Here is a 17,792-nt window from a genome sequence, read left to right as displayed (position 1 = left end):
ACCGTACGTACGGTGGTGTGAGAGGACGGAGGTTAATCACCTCCTCCTACTCGATTTTTTATGCTGTAACCGATGCTTTTGTTTTTTTCCGCAGGTCAAAGCGGTCAGCGTTCATCACTTTCACCCAAGCTTGGATAAAGTCACGGACAAATTTTTCTTTGTTGTCGTCTTGGGCGTAAAATTCGGCGTAGGAGCGAAGAATGGAGTTCGATCCGAACACTAAATCGACACGTGTGGCGGTCCAACGAACTTCTCTTGTTTTCCGATCACGAATGTCATAAATGCCGTCTTCTTTTGGTACCCATTCATAGTTCATATCTACGAGGTTGACGAAGAAATCATTCGTTAACACGCCGATACGGTCCGTGAATACGCCATGAGGAAGGTCGCGGTACGTTGCCCCTAACACGCGCAACCCGCCAACTAATACAGTCATTTCTGGAGCGGTTAAGCCGAGCAATTGCGCTTTGTCGACAAGCAGCTCCTCTGGCGTGATGCTGTATGCTTTCTTTTGATAGTTGCGGAATCCGTCCGCAAACGGTTCTAATACGGCAAAGCTTTCGACATCCGTTTGTTCTTCGGTTGCATCGCCTCGTCCAGGCATAAACGGTACGCGAACGTCAAACCCAGCATCGTGCGCTGCTTTCTCGACCGCCGCGCTGCCGCCAAGTACGATTAAATCCGCGAGGCTCACTTTTTTCGGAAGCTCACGTTGAATATCTTCGTAAACAGCAAGCACTTTGGCAAGTCGTTCTGGTTCGTTTACTTCCCAATCTTTTTGCGGTGCGAGTCGAATGCGTGCCCCGTTTGCGCCGCCGCGTTTATCAGAGTTGCGGAACGTGCTAGCGGACGCCCAAGCGGTTTTCACAAGCTCGCTTACTGTGAGTCCTGATTGTAAAATGCGTGTTTTAATGTCTTCGATTTCTGCATCAGTTAATTCCACATTTCCTTCTGGGATCGGGTCTTGCCAAATGAAATCTTCTTTCGGTACTTCTGGACCGAGATATCTCGTTTTTGGCCCCATGTCGCGATGAATAAGTTTAAACCACGCACGAGCAAATGCATCCGCAAATTCTTCAGGATGTTCATAAAAGCGGCGAGCAATTTTTTCATATGCTGGGTCGAACCGTAACGCTAAATCGGTCGTCAGCATCATCGGTGGCACTTTCTTGGTCGCATCTTCGACATCTGGAGCGAGATGTTCTTCTTTTAAGTTCACTGCTTCCCATTGATACGCACCAGCTGGACTTTTTGTTAGCTTCCATTCGTATTCAAAAAGCAATTGTAAATAGCTGTTATCCCATTGTGTAGGTGTCGGTGTCCAAGCGCCTTCGAGACCACTTGTAATCGTATCGCGTCCTTTTCCTTTTCCGTATGAGCTAATCCAACCTAATCCTTGCGCTTCAATCGGAGCAGCTTCTGGATCTGGACCGACATGCGATGCATCGCCAGCTCCGTGCGCTTTACCAAACGTATGACCGCCTGCGATCAGCGCCACCGTTTCTTCATCGTTCATGCCCATTCGTTTAAACGTCTCACGAATATCGCGTGCCGCTGCGAGCGGATCTGGATTACCGTCCGGACCTTCTGGATTGACATAAATGAGTCCCATTTGCACAGCAGCAAGCGGATTTTCCAACTCACGATCGCCTGTATAACGTTCCGAGGCGAGCCATTCTTTTTCCGCCCCCCAATAAATGTCTTCCTCTGGATGCCATACGTCCTCGCGACCAGCGCCAAACCCGATCGTTTTTCCTCCCATCGACTCAATGGCTACGTTGCCGGCTAATACGATTAAGTCTGCCCACGAAATTTTATTACCGTACTTCTGTTTAATCGGCCATAACAAGCGACGTGCTTTATCTAAGTTAGCATTGTCTGGCCAACTGTTTAACGGAGCGAAACGTTGTGTGCCTGTTGAGGCGCCACCTCGTCCGTCGCCAATGCGATATGTTCCTGCAGAATGCCAAGCCATGCGAATAAATAGCGGTCCGTAATGTCCGTAGTCGGCAGGCCACCAATCTTGGCTTGTCGTCATCAGTTTGCGCAAATCTTCTTTTAACGCCCAATAGTCAAGTTTTTGAAACTCTTCCGTATAATCGAACGTTTCATCATGAGGGTTCGTTTTTCGATCATGTTGATGAAGAATGTTTAAGTTTAGTTGATTTGGCCACCAATCTTTGTTTGTTGTTTTGTTTGAAGCATGACTTGTCACGCTCCCATGAAACGGGCATTTAGATACGTGTTCGTTTTTGTTTTCCATTCTTCCATTCTCCTTTCTAACATATAAATAAAATGATGTGTCTCGTTGTATACACAATTGATAATTATTAGTACATTAGAATTATACTAAATTAATATTTAATAGTAAAGTAAAAATGATATTTTTATTTAAAAATTATAAAAATCCCCCATTTCATTCTGTTCACAGAATAAAATGGGGGATTTATACGTTCACATCCGCATTTCCGTTCATCGTTTCACTCCAATCTTTAGTTTTGGATCATATGTTGCACTTGTTCTGTTGTTAAGTTGCGAATAAATTCGATTAAATCGATCGCTTCGATACCAAACTCATGGCATTTTTCAACGTATCTTTGATAAGCTTTAGTATACATCTCCATAAACAAAAACCCCTTTCGCACGTTTCTTTTGTTAGTTATATTGTATTATAACAGATTTAAAAAATCAATATCTGTTATATAATTATTTATTAAATTTTTACGAAATGTACATGTAGTACAATGAAAATGTTTGTAGTACAATAGAGTAGGCGCTTGTAAGTGACTATACATATTTAACCAAGCAAGAAAGGATGGACATACATGCATATCATAGAGCTAATTAAAGCGCTCATTTTAGGGCTAGTGGAAGGGGCGACAGAGTTTGCGCCTGTTTCATCGACAGGGCATATGATTATTGTTGACGATATGTGGTTAAAGTCAAGCGAGTTTTTAGGAAAGTATGGGGCGAATACGTTTAAAGTCGTCATCCAGCTCGGATCGGTTTTAGCGGCCGTTGTTGTGTTTAAAGATAAGTTTTTTGAGTTGCTTTATTTGCGAAAAGGTGAAGTGAGGAAAGGGCAACGCTTGACGCTTATGCACATTTTCGTTGGTCTTTTGCCTGCTGGGGTGTTGGGTGTTTTATTTGAAGACTATATTGATGAACATTTATTTTCCACAAAAACGGTGCTCATTGGGCTCGTGCTCGGGGCGTTGTTAATGATCGCAGCAGATCGTTTCGGAAAACGAACGGTCGCACAAACAGTGGATGATATTACGTATAAGCAAGCGTTTATTGTCGGCCTTGTGCAATGTTTATCTCTTTGGCCTGGGTTTTCACGTTCAGGATCGACCATTTCAGGCGGTGTGCTTGTCGGGATGAGCCATCGTGCTGCTGCTGATTTTACATTTATTATGGCAGTGCCAATTATGGCCGGAGCAAGCGCCATTTCGTTGTTGAAGAACTGGCAGTACATTACGTTTGATGCTTTACCATTTTTCATTGTCGGTTTTATTAGTGCTTTTGTTTTTGCATTGTTAGCTATTCGCTTTTTCTTACGTTTAATTAACCGTGTGCGTCTCGTTCCGTTTGCGATTTATCGCATTGTGCTCGCAGCAGTCATTTATATCATTTATTTTGCTTAATCTCCACGACTTTTGTGGAGATTTTTTATGTTTAAAAAAATCGTCAAAAACGTGCGGATGCATGGTCAAAAAATAAGCCTATAATGAATGTGAAAAATAACACGAAAAGCTGGTGATGATATATGCATGAACATGCGCTTGTGGTAGATTATAACAAACATCCGTTTATTGTCATTTGGGAAGTGACGAGAGCGTGTCAGTTAAAATGTGTACATTGTCGCGCAGATGCCCAACCTGTCCCTGATCCGCGTGAGTTGACGCACGAAGAAGGTCTTCGGCTTATCGATGACATATATGAAATGAACAATCCGATGCTTGTATTTACGGGCGGAGACTGTATGATGCGCGAAGATTTGTTTGAACTTGCATCGTATGCGATTAAAAAAGGGATGCGCGTTTCGATCACACCGAGTGCGACACCAAATGTGACGAAAGAAAAAATGAAAAAAGCGAAAGAGATTGGACTGTCACGCTGGGCATTTAGTTTAGATGGACCGACGGCTGACATTCATGATCGATTTCGCGGTACACCGGGTTCGTTTGATTTAACGATTGAAAACATTCGTTATTTACATGAGCTACATATGCCATTGCAAATAAATACAGTCATTTCGCGTTATAACTATGATCATTTAGAACAGATGGAGAAATTAGTTGCAGAGTTAAAGGCAGTGATGTGGTACATTTTTTTACTCGTGCCAACAGGTCGTGGGCAAATGAATGATTGCATTACCCCAGCCGAGCATGAAGAAGTGTTTCGTTGGTTGTATGAGTTAAGTAAAACGGCACCGTATGATATAAAAACGACAGCGGCGCAACATTATCGTCGCGTTGTCATTCAACAAAAAATGCGCGAAAAACGAATTGCAGCAGGGGATATTCGTTATGAGCATGCGATAACTACAGATCATGCTTCGATGATTGACGGCTTAAAACGAGCCCCAAAAGGCGTCAATGACGGCAACGGCTTCGTTTTCGTTTCGCATACAGGAGATGTGATGCCAAGCGGCTTGCTTCCGATCGTATGCGGCAACGTACGCGAGCAACCGTTATCGCATATTTATCGTGAATCGGAAGCGATGAAACAATTACGCCAACCAGACTTATATAAAGGAAAATGCGGCATTTGTGAGTTCCGCTACGTTTGTGGCGGGTCGCGTGCCCGTGCCTATGCAGTGACAGGTGATTACATGGAAAGTGAGCCGTTTTGCGTATACGTTCCTTTAGGCATGAGAAAAGAAAAAACCCGAACGGTGTTCGCTTAACGCGAGCGCTGTTCGGGTTTTTTCTCTTGATTTGTTTTTCGAAGCAGATGGAGGTATGTGTCAAGTATCCATAAGACGATCAGAAAAAACAACACGCCTAGTTCGATGGGCTCCATCACTTTAAATGGATTAAAAATATCAATAAACGCTTGGTAAATGCTCATCCCTAACAATACATTCATACTGATGGCTAGGCCACCTAACAACATAGGGATAAGAACAGAAATGACAACAAGTTTCATTTGTTCATCTCCATAAATATCTTTTTTGAACTAGCGTGCAACTTTTTGACGTGTTTTATTCCTTTTCGCATAACATATGTATTTATTGCTTATTCTAACCATAAGCGATAGTGAATGGAGAGAGGCGAATGTGGTTACGGTTGAGAAATCAGAACAAAAAGCAAGTATATCAATACGATAAAGTAGCGCAAGAAGGAATATATGGGACGATTGAGCGAGATTTACATGCAAATATAGAAAAGGTTCGTAATATAACAGGAAATAGTGCAGATATTGTCATTCGCCGTTTTTTGCTCGGGAAGGAAGAAAATCTTTCGTCAGCCCTCTGTTTTGTTAGTGGAATGGTTGATGAAAATATGGTTCAGCAATTGTTAATTGAAGCAAGTGTACAACTGTCTTTTCCTTCAACGTGCTGCGATCAATTAGACTATATTGAGAAAAAGATAGCTACAGCCAATACGACGAGACGTGTTAAACAATGGAATGAAGTATTTTCCTTGCTCATGTCTGGAGAAAGCATTTTATTTATTCATGGTATGCAAGAGGCAATTAGTATAGCGGTAAAAGGTGGAGAGTACCGCGCCATTACAGAACCGAGCACACAATTATCTATCCGTGGACCACGCGAAGGGTTTACAGAATCGTTAGGAACAAATGTAGCTATGGTGCGACGACGCATTCAACATCCACATGTACGGGTAGAAGCCATTACAGTTGGTGAAGTGACACACACAAACGTACGTATGATGTATATGAAAGAAATTGCGGATGACAACATTGTCGAAGAAGTACGTAGCAGACTGCAACGCATCTGCATGGACGGTGTACTAGAATCCGGCTATATTGAACAACTCATTGAAGATGAAACATTTACGACGTTTCCAACCATTTATCATACAGAACGTCCGGATAGCGTTGCAGCCAATTTATTAGAAGGACGTGTTGCTATTTTTGTAGAAGGTACGCCTTTTGTTCTTATTGCGCCAGCGGTGTTTATTCAATTTTTTCAAGCGGTTGAAGATTATTATGCACGTTTTGATATTGCAACAGCACTTCGTTTTTTACGCATACTCGTATTTTTCATCTCGCTTGTTGCACCGTCTCTGTATATTGCAGCGACGACATTTCATCAAGAAATGATTCCGACTTCTCTCGTTATTGCGATTGCTGCACAACGTGAATCTGTTCCGTTCCCTGCGTTTGTAGAGGCCGTTATTATGGAAGTAACGTTTGAAATTTTACGTGAAGCTGGAGTGCGGTTGCCTCGAACTGTTGGGCAAGCTGTATCGATTGTTGGCGCACTAGTCATTGGACAAGCAGCGGTCGAAGCGGGATTTGTTTCTTCAGTTATGGTTATTGTTGTATCTATTACAGCAATCGCTAGTTTTGCTACACCATCATTTGCTATTGCAGTTTCCGCGCGTCTCATTCGTTTTTTGTTAATGGTGTTAGCTGCGTTATTTGGTTTTTATGGCATTTTAATTGGATTAATTTGGATGACTATTCATTTATGTAGTCTTCGTTCGTTTGGTGTACCGTATATGACGCCGCTCGCTCCGCTTATTCCAACGAATTTACGTGATACGTTCGTACGTTTTCCGTTATGGGCATTAACTGATCGACCACATGGCATCACAGAAGAAACAAATATCGTTCGTCAAGGGGACGAACAACGTCCGGAGCATAATCAGGAAACGAGGAGAGAAGGGGATGAAAATTAAACGATATCCTTTTCTTATTTTTATGTTGTTCATATGTACGCTACTTTTCGGATGTTGGAGTAAAAAGGAGTTAAGGGATCTAGCATTAATTATTGCAGTTGGTATAGATAAAAAAGACGGAAAATATATGTCGACGTTTCAAGTCGTCAATCCTGGGAACGTAGCAGGGGCGACGCAAAGAGGTGGAGGGAGTACGGGGCTTCCTGTAGCTTTGTATACTTCAACAGGCGATACGTTAGTGGAGGCGAGTCGGAAAGCGTCGAAGCAAATATCTCGCATTCCATATTATTCTCATACAAACCTTGTTGTCATTGGGGAGGAACTTGCGAAAGAAGGAATTCAGCAAATTTTTGATGCTGTTGAGCGTAATCCGCAATTTCGTCCAACGGCAAATATTGTTATTGCTCGCAAGCAAACAGCAAAGCAATTGTTATCTGTGCTCACGCCAATCGATAAAATCCCGGCAAATCAAATGATTAAAACGTTAGAATTAACAGAAATGATGTGGGGGGAAAATGTTGATACTCGTTTACGAGAAGTAATTGAAAGTTTTTCGCTTGCTGGGAAGGAAGTCATAATGAGCAGCTTTTATGTAGACGGAAATCGAAAGCATAGCGATGATCAAAACAATGTTCGTACGATGGAGCCTACTGCACGTCTTCGGGCTGCTGAATTAGCTATTTTTAAAAAAGGAAAGCTTATCGGATGGATTGGAAAGGAAGAAGCACGAGGAGTATTATGGATTCTCGATAAAATAAAACAGACAGCTGTCACAGTTGATTGGAAAGAAGAAAAAGAGGCAGTATCTTATAAAGTAGTGCGGGCAAAAACAAAAGTTACAGCACAACTAAGAAATGGGAAGCCGATCATATTTGTTGCGGTTAAAACAGAAGGAGATATTGGTGAAACATTTGTTGCGATTGACTTTACGGATCCGAAACAAATCGTTGCACTCGAAAAGGTGATGCAACAAGAGATTAAAGCAGAAATTGAAAAAGCGGCACATGTTGCTCAAAAGAAAAAAAGCGATATTTTCGGGTTTGGAGAAGTTGTCCATCGTGCGTACCCAAAAGAATGGAAAGAGATGAAAAAAACGTGGGATGATAAATATTTCCCGAAATTAGATGTTCAAGTAAAGGTGGAATCATTTATTCGAAGAACAGGATTGCGAACTCGCTCATACATTCAGTGAAAAGGCGGTGAGATGCAGTGGAACGAGCGTGTATAAGTGCGCGGCAATTATTTATGCTTGCCATTTTATTTGAACACGGTAGCGCCATGGTTATTCCACTTGGGGTAGATGCGAAACAAGACGTTTGGCTCGCCATTTTATGCGGCATGGTTTTAGGAGGAGGGTTGCTGTTCGTTTATTACCGCCTTTTTACATATTATCCAAGACTACCTCTTACATCATATAGTCAGCGCATTGTCGGTTCTTTTTTTGGAAGGGTACTGGGGATTATATACGTACTTTATTTTTTATACATTGCGGCTCGAGTGTTACGCGATTTCGGCGAGCTTCTATTGACGTTTGCGTATCCTGAAACCCCTTTGTTTATTTTAAATGCTGTTATGATGCTAACAGTAATGTATGCTGTTTATAAAGGAATTGAAGTCATTGCGCGAGCGAGTCAATTATTTTTCTTTTCACTTTACTGGATACTTATATTAGGATTTGTACTGATCATCATTGCAGGAGCAGTTGATCTTCATCGTTTACAGCCGATATTAGAAGAAGGATGGGGACCCATTTTTCATGTTGTATTTACACAAACACTATATGTTCCATTTGGCGAAATGATTGTCTTTACGATGATTTTTCCTTATTTGCAAAAACAAGAAAAAGTAATGAAGGCAGGGTTTCTTGCATTATTGTTAAGTGGCATAAATTTAGCAATGATTATGGGAATGAATGTAGCTGTATTGGGGGCGGATATGGTTTCGCGTTCCACCTTTCCCTTGTTGAACACGATTCAAGAAATTCGTGTAGCAAATTTTTTAGAGCGATTAGATGTGTTATTTATGATTGCACTCATTGTCGGAGGATTTTTCAAAGTCGTTGTCTTTTTTTATGCAGGAGTAATCGGAGCGGCAGATTTATTTCAAATCAAAGAATATCAACGTCTCGTTTATCCGCTAGGTATTTCTGTTTTGTTTTTGTCCATTGCAATCGCCAGCAATTTTGCTGAGCATATTAAAGAGGGGCTACAAATCGTTACAATTTATATGCATATTCCACTTCAAATTGTGATCCCAGTTCTTCTTCTTTTAATTGCTATGTTGAGACAGGGAAAAAGGGGACGAAAACCACAAGGTGCCCGCGAGCAACGGACACCTTAGCATGCTTCTCCTATTTTTGAAAGGACATTTGTGCATATGCGTCGTGTAAATGAATAGATTCTTCATTGCGACATGTAATATGAAAGCTTCTCACCCAAGCTTGTTCATATAAGTCAGCCGCAATTAAACGGATAAGATCTTCCACGAATCTAGGATTTTCATATGCTCGTTCTGTCACATATTTTTCATCTGGCCGTTTTAGTACTGAATACATTTGAGAGCTTGCGTTAGATTCTGCGATATGTAAAAGTTGTTCTTTAAAGCTTTCTGGCCATTCTGCATCATGTTGTAAATCAGCAATGATAGATACAATACTACGTTGGTTGTGTGCACTATATTCACTAATTTCCTTCGAACATGGACATAATGTTGTGACCGTGCAGTCGATACCGACCGATGCTTGCCAGCCTTTTTCGTGTTCATACGTCATGGTCGTTAATACGTTTGCGTGCACCATCCCTTTGTGTAATGTTTCCGGCGCTTCTTTTTCATAGTACCATGGATAACGTACAGAAACGCTTGATTTGCGTTGCTTCATTCTTTCTGCCATGTCTTTAGAAAAAGATTGAAGGGAGCGTAACGTTACTGTCCAATTTTTCTCATAGTACTCATGTAGTAGCTCAGTTAGACGACTCATGTTAATGCCTTTCTCATCTCGGTTCAAACTCGTTGTTAATGTGAATGTACCGATTGTTGTTTGCACATGCGGTTTCATGCTCGACTCAATTGTTATTGGATGCGAGACATTGAAAATTCCTACATGATCAATATGAAAAAAGAAATCTTTTTTCTCTCTTTGTAAATCAACCATTTGTCCTTTCTCGGTTGGTTTCGTTTTATTAATTAACGGATTAGTGGATCCGAAATATATGAGTCGATCTTCTTTTTTAGGTAAGTGTAGATGTTCCATGTCTTCGTCTCCTTTTAATCGTAATGGTTACTATTTATTATTACAAAACGGAATAAAAAATCAAGAAATAAGCGTCTTAAATCGAAAAGATTACGTTTTTCATTTATAATAAAATAGAAAAGGAACATTTCTAGAGGGAGGTTGAAAACTTTTGGATGTATATATTTTGTCAGGTTTTTTAGGAAGTGGGAAAACAACAGTTTTGCAACGACTTTTACAAAATGATAAGCATAGTGGGAGACGAGCGAGTGTACTTATGAATGAATTTGGTGAGTTTGCTGTTGATTCGTTATTAATTGATCAACATACCCCTTTGAAAGAGTTACTAAATGGATGTATTTGTTGTACGATGAAAGATGAAGTAGAACTTCAGTTATTATCTTTATACAAGGAACATAAACCGGATGTTGTATATGTTGAAACGACAGGAGTGGCTCATCCAATTGACGTATTTGACGCATGCTTATCTCCTTTAATTGCGCCGTATATTTGCGTCAAATGTATTATTACTGTTGTTGATGTCGCGAGATGGAACAGTCGTGATCAGTTACCTAGACGCATGCTTAAATTAATTACGGAGCAGGTTAAGCATGCAGATAACATTATCTTAAATAAGTGTGACAGTGTCGACCAATTTGTTGTCGATCGTGCGATGGAGGAGATAAAGGCATTCAATGCTCGAGCTAGTATACAATGTGTAACATATGGAAATATACGTGTTAATGCGTTACTTGAACGAGATGATATAGTGATTGAGAACAAGCATGAAGTGTTGCACGTGAAAAAACATCTCCACATTCGTTCAATGACGTACGAGTTTCAAAACCCAATCGATCGGAGGACGTTTTTAAAGTGGATGGAACATGTGGAAGAAAACATATTTCGCATAAAAGGATTTGTTCGGTTTACGGATGATCCAAGCCAAACGTATATTTTTCAGTACGCCTATGGAGAACCGTGTCTCATACCGATTTCGTTTTCATTTCCAAATAATCTCGTATTGATCGGTACAGATCTGGATAGAGAAAAAATTATTCCAATGCTTCAATGTATGTAAACTAAAATACGTAAACGAGGAGTCCTTGTTGTTTAAGGATCTCCCGTTTACGTATGAGCTAAAAATCAAAATGATCTGGGTCTGGGCCGATGCGGCGGTTTTCGTTTAGCGCGTCAATCGCATCCATCTCTTCTTTCGTTAATGCAAAGTCAAAAATGTTTGCGTTTTGCGCGATGCGTTCAGGTGTGACAGACTTTGGAATAGTAACGACTTCATGTTGTAAGTCCCAACGTAAAATGACTTGAGTTGGTGTTTTATTGTATTTTTGTGCTATGTCGACAAGCGTTGGTTCGTTTAAAAGCTCGCCGCCGCGCATAAGTGGTGACCATGCTTCTAATTGAATGTCGTGTTGTTTACAAAAGGAAAGAAGCGGTTTTTGTGTTAAACGTGGATGAAACTCGACTTGGTTGACCATCGGTTTAATCTCACAATCAGCAAGGATGTCTTCTAAATGATGGATTTGGAAGTTGCTCACTCCGATCGCACGCACAAAACCGTCTTTATATAACTTTTCAAGCGCCTTGTACGTTTCTTTATATTTTTCTTTGACAGGCCAATGTACTAAGTACAAATCAATATAATCAAAGCCAAGTTTTTTTAGGCTTGTGTCAAATGCTTTTAATGTCGCCTCATACCCTTGGTCACTGTTCCATACTTTTGTTGTGACAAAAATTTGATCGCGTGGAATGCCTGATTCACGAATCGCCTGACCGACACCTTCTTCGTTTTGGTAAAATGCAGCTGTATCAATGTGACGATAGCCGACTTCAAGCGCTGTGCGAACAGCTCGGTTTATTTCGTCTCCTTCTTGCACTTTATAAACGCCTAACCCAAGCCAAGGCATATGCACTCCATTATGTAACGTTGCACCATCTTGTAAACTGTTCATCCTCATGCTCCTTTCCAATATTTGTCCCTTTTATTATCAGATGAATTGCCTACGAATGCAAAACATATGCTCATATGGAAGGAGCTACAAGTTCAAATCACGATAGTTTGGATGATGTTTTAATAGTTCCGAGACAGTGACAAATGTATATCCTTTTTCTTTTAAAATCGGTAAAATTTCTTTTAATGCTTGAACCGTTTGTTTTCGACTGCCGCTTCCGTGATCGTGAAATAAAATAATTTGACCAGGCTGAATATGATTAATGACACGACGCACAATTCGTCTTGTGCCAGGGTTTTGCCAGTCATACGTGTCTTGATGTTTTGACCACATGACGACAGTATATCCTCGTTGTTTGGCGATATCTATGATTTGTTTATTATAGTAGCCAAGTGGGGGACGAAATAACGTCGGGCGTTTTCCGGTAATGTCATATAGCACATCTTCGCTTTTTTTTATTTCTTCCTCAATCGTTTGTTTAGATTTGCCGCGGAAATCGAGATGTTTATATGTATGATTGGCAACTTCATGCCCCTCGTTCATTTGTCGCTTAATGATATCCGGATATTTTTCAGCACGAAATCCAACGACGAAAAAAGTCGCTTTCGCGTCATATTGTTTTAAAATCGTTAAAATGTCAGGCGTGTATAATATGTCTGGCCCATCGTCAAATGTAATGGCGACCATTTTTTCATCTGTTGGGATGTTCCAGACAATATCGTCATTGAGTCGCTGTACAGGTGTTGTTGTGATGAGCAACAAAGACAAAAATAAGAAAAGTGCGTTCATTTTTCATCCCCGCTTTTTTATATATCATGTGAAAAAAGTCGTTTTGTCATTCTCTTTTTCATACAAGACGTAGTAAAATAAAGATAATTAGGTCATGGGAAGGGATATCAATGAAAAAAATTGTTGGCATCATCGCATTTTTATTTGCACTTGTTGTAGGAGGAGTATATTTGTTTGCACAAGAAAGACAGCTGGTGCGTGCAACGTGGCTTTGGAACCCATGGTTATTGGTCAAAGACGAAGATCGCGTCTTCTCTTTCTTACAGGAAAAACAAGTGAGCGCTGTATACGTGCAAATCGACGAAGAAATCCCGATTGATACGTATCGTCAATTTGTTCGGCGTGCAACCGAAAAAGGGATTCGTGTGTATGCGCTAGATGGGGCGCCAAATTGGATTGAAAGTGGAGAAGGAATGGAACGCTTATTTCAATGGTTGACTAAATATGAGAGCGTTGCCGAGAAGAATGAAAAGTTTTTCGGTGTACACTTAGACGTTGAACCGTACTTGCATGCATGGTGGCGGACGAATAAAGAAGGAGCGATCGCTTCGTATCAAACGTTGTTACAACGAACACATGAACTTGCGAAAAAACGATCGCTACGTTTTGAAGTTGATATCCCGTTTTGGTTTGATGAAGTATCATACGGTAGTACGAACTTAGCGGAATGGATGATTGCTCATACGGACGGTGTGACGATCATGGCGTATCGCGATAAAGCAAAGGAAATCATTAGCATTGTAAAAAAAGAAATGCAACTAGCTGAAAAATATGGGAAACAAATTGTTGTAGGTGTTGAAACCGGACAAGTTGATGAAGGAGATGACGTTTCGTTTGTTGAAGAAGACGAGGCGTATATGAACGAGCAATTAGCGATCATTCAGCAACACTATGCTCGCACAAAAAGTTTTTCTGGCATTGCGGTACATCATTTAGAACAATGGATGAATAGGAACGGAAAAACAAGTGAAGGTGAGATGGATGAGTGAGCATGAAGAAAAACAACTATATACACTTGCCGAGTTTTTTGAGCTTGTCGGAGAACGACGAATGGAGTTGTACGAAGGAATTCCTGTGCTCATGACTCCAGCTTCATACGAACATGAAGGAGTTGTAGCGAATGTAATTGGGGAAATGACATTTGCATTAAAAGGTAGCCCTTGTTTTATGTTTGGAAGTAATTTACAAGTTGTGTTTCTTTTCCAAGATGAGCAAAAAGGAAAAGAAAATGTAACCGTGTTACCGGACATCTCAGTTGTTTGTGAGAAAGAGAAACTGCGCAATAAGCGCTGTTATGGCGCCCCAGCTCTTGTCGTCGAAGTTCTCTCCCCAAGCACCGCAAGAAACGACCGATTATTGAAGCGCTATTACTATGAAAAAGCGGGGGTAAAGGAATATTGGATTGTTGATTATCAACATCAGACGATTGAAAAATATGTTCTTCATAACGATCGTTTGCAACTAGAAGAAGTATATGATGCGCAAAACAATCATTTTGTCTCAACTTTGTTTCCAAATATACAGTTCTCTACACATCATATTTTTTCATTTTCTGATATATAAACAAAAAGGAAGGGGAAAATGTATGTCGAAACATACGAAGCACATTTATGAAGCAGAAAGACGAGTACAACAGGCAAAAGAAAAAATGGACAGCACGTATCGCTTAGCATACCATATTATGGCTCCGGTAAACTGGATGAATGATCCAAACGGATTGATTCAATGGAATGGGGAGTACCACGTATTTTATCAATTTCATCCCGACAGTCCAACATGGGGGCCGATGCACTGGGGGCATGTGAAAAGTAACGACCTTGTGCATTGGGAGCGTGCACCGATTGCACTTGCGCCGAGCGAATGGTACGACGAAGGCGGCTGTTTTTCAGGAAGTGCAGTCAATGACAATGGGGTGTTTACACTCATTTATACAGGAAACGTCTGGTTAAATGAGGAACAAACAGAGTTGAAGCAATATCAATGCATTGCGACAAGCAAAGACGGCATACATTTTGAAAAGGACAAAGCGAACCCTGTTTTAGCTGAACCTCTATTTGATTGCCAAGGCCATATTCGCGACCCGAAAGTGTGGAAGCATAACGGTGATTGGTATATGGTACTTGGGACAAGAGAGGGAAATAACGGAAAAGTCGTTTTATACAAGTCGAAAGATTTACGCCATTGGGAATATGTAAACATTCTTGCGGAGAGCGATGGTCGTTTAGGTTATATGTGGGAGTGCCCAGACGTCTTTCATTTGAACGGCAAAGATATTTTGTTGTTTTCACCGCAAGGAATCGAACCAGAAGGCGATCGTTTCCAAAACCTTCATCAAACAGGTTATGTTGTTGGTACGCTTGATTATGAAACGGGAAAACTAGCGCACGGAGTGTTTGAAGAACTCGACAAAGGGTTTGATTTTTACGCCGCGCAAACGTTTGAAGATGAAAAAGGACGACGCATTTTGTTCGGTTGGATGGACATGTGGGAGTCGCAAATGCCGACGCAACAACACGGATGGGCTGGAGCACTAACGATTCCGCGTCTTTTAGAATTGACAGATGATGAGAAACTGTTGATGAAGCCAGTGCCGGAATTACAATTATTGCGAGAAGAACATATGTATCTGGAATCGATTTCAGTCGAAAAAGGGACATATGTAGTGCCGATGAAAGGTGACCGTCTTGAATTGCTCGTTCGTTTTTCATTAGCCGATTTTCAAGGAAACGCATTTGGTGTAAAAGTGCGCTGTGCGGAAGACGGAAGCGAAGAAACGATGTTCCACTATGATGTGAAAGACTCCATCGTCACATTTGACCGAAACCGTTCCGGCAAAGGAGAGGGCGGCATTCGTCGTGCCGTATTGGATAAGCAAGGAGACATTGTCATGTTCCATGTCTTTATTGACCGTTCTTCTGTTGAGTTATTCGTCAACGATGGTCGGCTTGTGATGACAGGGAGAATATATCCATCTGAAACGAGCCAAGGGATTGAACTATTTACAGAAGGTGGAAAATTGACTGTACTTTCTGTTGAGGCATGGACGTTGCGAGATATTTGGGGTGAGCTAGTGTAAAAGAGGCGGGACAAAAACCGTCTCTTTTTGTTAAAAACGGTTATCTTGTACATATAAAAGGAATAATATAAATGGTAAAGAAAAGAGTTGGAGGATAGCAATGGGGCGACTTATTAGTTATGTTATAGCGTATGTCGTGATGGTGTTTGTTAATGTGATGGCTGAGTGGCTTCCGTTAAACGGTCAGACGACAGGGGAGATATCGCGTAAAGTTAACGTCTTGTTTACACCTGCAGGGTACGTATTTTCGATTTGGGGCTTTATTTATGTGCTATTAGCCATTTGGATTTTTAGACAAATCCCAACTTCCCGTCGCCATTTATCTATGTATCAAAAAGCGTTTATTCCTTTTGTCGTTAGCTGTATGCTTAATGCGTTATGGATTGTTGTATGGCATTATGAATATTTTATTTTTTCTGTTATTGTGATGCTTTCTCTTCTTTTGACGCTGATATGGTTATATAAAGTGGTCAAACGTACGAATCCACGCTTTTTTGACTTATTTCCATTTTCTATTTATTTAAGCTGGATCAGCGTTGCAACGATTGCAAACATTTCCTTTGTGTTAAAATACAACGGTTGGGATGGATTCGGATTATCTGATGCATTTTGGGCGATCGCGATGTTACTTGTTGCGACAGCTTTATCCCTTCTTTTCATGCACCGACAACGAGATTACGTGTATCCGCTTGTGTTCGTTTGGGCGTTTGTTGGAATTGGGGTGAAAAATCAAGGCGCTGCGTCGCTTGTCGCATACGTTTCATTTTTGTTGGCAGGAGTCATATTAATTAGCACAGCATCGTTATACAAAGAAAAAACATAATCGCCCATTCTTGTCGTGGGCGATTTATACATATTTGCTGAGCATTTCGTTGAACTGTTTTTGCATGGTTTTATCATGCAACAGTTTTTTGTAGTTTGTCTTTGAAAATAAATAAGTAGAAACGCTCGGATCTTTTAACAAACGCTTTACAGTATTTTTGTCGAACGGTTTTTGTGTTTCAATAACTCTTGTTTTTTGCAGGTATTTTAATTTTCTTTTTGCTATAAGGTAATCAAACTGACCTAACAGCAAAAAATTTAACAATCCTCCTACAAATTCAAAACATATCGTGACTAGTGTTTCCACTTCCTCCTCCGTCCCTTCGTTATTTTTGATATATGATGTCCTCTAATGTTTTTGCATCATTTTTGTTTAACGTACCTATGTTTTCTTCTGGATCACTGCTTATTATCGTTGCCCCAACGTCTGCATGTTCGAACCATATTCTGTACTGGATCGTTTTTTCAGGCATATGTTGTTTCACTTGTCTGAACATAATGAGCTCGGCATCTTCTTGTCTAACCATTTTCACTTCTATATATCGATTCCATTCAATTTTTGTGAATACGCGCTGTAATGACTGTAATGTTTTTAGGTCTGTTATTTCTTTTTCAGATGATGTTTTTCCATCGGTATAAATAATTACGTTCGCTTTTGTTATGACATCATCATCTTTTTGGATGAAGTAAAAGAGTGATATTCCAACGATAACCAAAAGAAACATCCACATATTCTTATGCATTTGATTTCCTCTATCTTCCTAATTGGATAATATTTTATCATGATCGACTAGTTTTTTGAACAAAGAAAATGTGAGAAGAAGCTTATAGAAGTAGAAGGAATTGAAATTTTGCAAAATCAAGAAAGCGATGTTTGATCTAAAATATTGGACAAATATAGAAATACTCGATGCAAATATTGGAGCGATCATGCTAGTCTTCTATCACAACTCCACAGGCACATGTCGTCCCTCCACATTTTCTCCATATTTTTTCTGCTATAATGAAGAAAAACGCCAGTAAGGAAGGAATTT

The 17,792-nt window shown here is 40.5% G+C and carries 18 protein-coding genes; 10 read left to right on the top strand and 8 right to left on the bottom strand.

Annotated elements, in window-relative coordinates; genetic code table 11:
* Positions 1-58 precede the first annotated feature (58 nt).
* Positions 59-2,263: a catalase/peroxidase HPI gene (gene katG / locus CS060_RS11815; protein WP_035046811.1), complete on the bottom strand. Its 2,205-nt coding sequence runs from the start codon at positions 2,261-2,263 to the stop codon at positions 59-61.
* A gap of 229 nt (positions 2,264-2,492) precedes the next feature.
* Complete coding sequence (locus CS060_RS14345) at positions 2,493-2,624, bottom strand: hypothetical protein (protein ID WP_255350562.1); 132 nt, start codon at positions 2,622-2,624, stop codon at positions 2,493-2,495.
* 201 nt (positions 2,625-2,825) lie between these two features.
* Here CS060_RS14345 and CS060_RS11810 point away from each other — a divergent pair, with 201 nt between their 5' ends.
* Both CS060_RS11810 and CS060_RS11805 read left to right on the top strand, forming a co-directional pair.
* Complete coding sequence (locus tag CS060_RS11810; protein WP_035046813.1) at positions 2,826-3,647, top strand: undecaprenyl-diphosphate phosphatase; 822 nt, start codon at positions 2,826-2,828, stop codon at positions 3,645-3,647.
* Between the two features lie 122 nt (positions 3,648-3,769).
* Positions 3,770-4,912 (top strand): TIGR04053 family radical SAM/SPASM domain-containing protein, encoded by a 1,143-nt coding sequence (locus CS060_RS11805; RefSeq protein WP_035046815.1) that lies wholly within the window; start codon positions 3,770-3,772, stop codon positions 4,910-4,912.
* Here the strand turns inward: CS060_RS11805 and CS060_RS11800 are convergent.
* Positions 4,909-5,154, bottom strand: a complete 246-nt coding sequence (locus CS060_RS11800) for a YczF family membrane protein (protein ID WP_035046817.1) — start codon at positions 5,152-5,154, stop codon at positions 4,909-4,911. The genes CS060_RS11805 and CS060_RS11800 overlap by 4 nt on opposite strands.
* 128 nt (positions 5,155-5,282) lie before the next feature.
* Here CS060_RS11800 and CS060_RS11795 point away from each other — a divergent pair, with 128 nt between their 5' ends.
* From CS060_RS11795 to CS060_RS11785, 3 genes are read left to right on the top strand one after another with little or no spacing between them, the layout of a single operon-like run.
* Entirely contained in the window at positions 5,283-6,875 is a 1,593-nt protein-coding gene (locus tag CS060_RS11795; RefSeq protein WP_082180254.1) for a spore germination protein, read from the top strand.
* Positions 6,871-8,067: a Ger(x)C family spore germination protein gene (locus tag CS060_RS11790; RefSeq protein ID WP_371411628.1), complete on the top strand. Its 1,197-nt coding sequence runs from the start codon at positions 6,871-6,873 to the stop codon at positions 8,065-8,067. The genes CS060_RS11795 and CS060_RS11790 overlap by 5 nt, the downstream gene beginning before the upstream one ends.
* 17 nt (positions 8,068-8,084) lie before the next feature.
* Positions 8,085-9,215, top strand: coding sequence for a GerAB/ArcD/ProY family transporter (locus CS060_RS11785; protein WP_035046819.1), 1,131 nt, complete (start codon positions 8,085-8,087; stop codon positions 9,213-9,215).
* A gap of 10 nt (positions 9,216-9,225) precedes the next feature.
* On the opposite strand, the gene folE2 is transcribed toward CS060_RS11785, so the two are convergent.
* On the bottom strand, positions 9,226-10,125 hold the full coding sequence (folE2, locus tag CS060_RS11780) for a GTP cyclohydrolase FolE2 (protein ID WP_035046821.1): 900 nt from the start codon (positions 10,123-10,125) through the stop codon (positions 9,226-9,228).
* 151 nt (positions 10,126-10,276) lie between these two features.
* Between folE2 and CS060_RS11775 the strand changes: the two genes are divergently transcribed.
* Complete coding sequence (locus tag CS060_RS11775) at positions 10,277-11,182, top strand: CobW family GTP-binding protein (RefSeq protein ID WP_035046823.1); 906 nt, start codon at positions 10,277-10,279, stop codon at positions 11,180-11,182.
* 58 nt (positions 11,183-11,240) lie between these two features.
* On the opposite strand, the gene CS060_RS11770 is transcribed toward CS060_RS11775, so the two are convergent.
* Both CS060_RS11770 and CS060_RS11765 read right to left on the bottom strand, forming a co-directional pair.
* Positions 11,241-12,071 (bottom strand): aldo/keto reductase, encoded by an 831-nt coding sequence (locus tag CS060_RS11770; RefSeq protein ID WP_035046825.1) that lies wholly within the window; start codon positions 12,069-12,071, stop codon positions 11,241-11,243.
* 84 nt (positions 12,072-12,155) lie between these two features.
* Positions 12,156-12,860: a polysaccharide deacetylase family protein gene (locus CS060_RS11765; protein ID WP_099668995.1), complete on the bottom strand. Its 705-nt coding sequence runs from the start codon at positions 12,858-12,860 to the stop codon at positions 12,156-12,158.
* A 110-nt stretch (positions 12,861-12,970) separates the two neighbouring features.
* Between CS060_RS11765 and CS060_RS11760 the strand changes: the two genes are divergently transcribed.
* The 4 genes from CS060_RS11760 (at position 12,971) to CS060_RS11745 (ending at position 16,759) form a co-directional block, all read left to right on the top strand.
* Complete coding sequence (locus tag CS060_RS11760) at positions 12,971-13,849, top strand: hypothetical protein (protein WP_035046828.1); 879 nt, start codon at positions 12,971-12,973, stop codon at positions 13,847-13,849.
* Positions 13,842-14,423, top strand: coding sequence for a Uma2 family endonuclease (locus tag CS060_RS11755; RefSeq protein WP_035046830.1), 582 nt, complete (start codon positions 13,842-13,844; stop codon positions 14,421-14,423). Before CS060_RS11760 ends, CS060_RS11755 begins: the two co-directional genes overlap by 8 nt.
* 22 nt (positions 14,424-14,445) lie before the next feature.
* Positions 14,446-15,936, top strand: a complete 1,491-nt coding sequence (locus CS060_RS11750; RefSeq protein ID WP_035046832.1) for a glycoside hydrolase family 32 protein — start codon at positions 14,446-14,448, stop codon at positions 15,934-15,936.
* 100 nt (positions 15,937-16,036) lie between these two features.
* Positions 16,037-16,759 (top strand): TspO/MBR family protein, encoded by a 723-nt coding sequence (locus tag CS060_RS11745; protein WP_035046834.1) that lies wholly within the window; start codon positions 16,037-16,039, stop codon positions 16,757-16,759.
* Positions 16,760-16,783: 24 nt separating this feature from the next.
* Here CS060_RS11745 and CS060_RS11740 read toward each other — a convergent pair whose 3' ends face one another.
* Both CS060_RS11740 and CS060_RS11735 read right to left on the bottom strand, forming a co-directional pair.
* Positions 16,784-17,065: a hypothetical protein gene (locus CS060_RS11740; protein WP_099668994.1), complete on the bottom strand. Its 282-nt coding sequence runs from the start codon at positions 17,063-17,065 to the stop codon at positions 16,784-16,786.
* 19 nt (positions 17,066-17,084) lie between these two features.
* Positions 17,085-17,501, bottom strand: coding sequence for a hypothetical protein (locus CS060_RS11735; protein WP_035046836.1), 417 nt, complete (start codon positions 17,499-17,501; stop codon positions 17,085-17,087).
* Positions 17,502-17,792: the final 291 nt, after the last annotated feature.

This window comes from Anoxybacillus flavithermus, from assembly GCF_002742685.1.
Classification (GTDB): domain Bacteria; phylum Bacillota; class Bacilli; order Bacillales; family Anoxybacillaceae; genus Anoxybacillus; species Anoxybacillus flavithermus_E.
This window is presented reverse-complemented; position numbering and strand designations above follow the sequence as displayed.

What these genes read in the sequence shown, in the direction of transcription:
- CS060_RS14345 (WP_255350562.1), bottom strand. Translation starts at nt 2,624, where the DNA reads ATGGAGATGTATACTAAAGCTTATCAAAGATACGTTGAAAAATGCCAT.
- CS060_RS11810 (WP_035046813.1), top strand. Translation starts at nt 2,826, where the DNA reads ATGCATATCATAGAGCTAATTAAAGCGCTCATTTTAGGGCTAGTGGAA.
- katG (WP_035046811.1), bottom strand. Translation starts at nt 2,263, where the DNA reads ATGGAAAACAAAAACGAACACGTATCTAAATGCCCGTTTCATGGGAGC.
- CS060_RS11765 (WP_099668995.1), bottom strand. Translation starts at nt 12,860, where the DNA reads ATGAACGCACTTTTCTTATTTTTGTCTTTGTTGCTCATCACAACAACA.
- CS060_RS11745 (WP_035046834.1), top strand. Translation starts at nt 16,037, where the DNA reads ATGGGGCGACTTATTAGTTATGTTATAGCGTATGTCGTGATGGTGTTT.
- CS060_RS11795 (WP_082180254.1), top strand. Translation starts at nt 5,283, where the DNA reads ATGTGGTTACGGTTGAGAAATCAGAACAAAAAGCAAGTATATCAATAC.
- CS060_RS11750 (WP_035046832.1), top strand. Translation starts at nt 14,446, where the DNA reads ATGTCGAAACATACGAAGCACATTTATGAAGCAGAAAGACGAGTACAA.
- CS060_RS11805 (WP_035046815.1), top strand. Translation starts at nt 3,770, where the DNA reads ATGCATGAACATGCGCTTGTGGTAGATTATAACAAACATCCGTTTATT.
- CS060_RS11755 (WP_035046830.1), top strand. Translation starts at nt 13,842, where the DNA reads ATGAGTGAGCATGAAGAAAAACAACTATATACACTTGCCGAGTTTTTT.
- CS060_RS11800 (WP_035046817.1), bottom strand. Translation starts at nt 5,154, where the DNA reads ATGAAACTTGTTGTCATTTCTGTTCTTATCCCTATGTTGTTAGGTGGC.
- folE2 (WP_035046821.1), bottom strand. Translation starts at nt 10,125, where the DNA reads ATGGAACATCTACACTTACCTAAAAAAGAAGATCGACTCATATATTTC.
- CS060_RS11735 (WP_035046836.1), bottom strand. Translation starts at nt 17,501, where the DNA reads ATGCATAAGAATATGTGGATGTTTCTTTTGGTTATCGTTGGAATATCA.
- CS060_RS11770 (WP_035046825.1), bottom strand. Translation starts at nt 12,071, where the DNA reads ATGAACAGTTTACAAGATGGTGCAACGTTACATAATGGAGTGCATATG.
- CS060_RS11760 (WP_035046828.1), top strand. Translation starts at nt 12,971, where the DNA reads ATGAAAAAAATTGTTGGCATCATCGCATTTTTATTTGCACTTGTTGTA.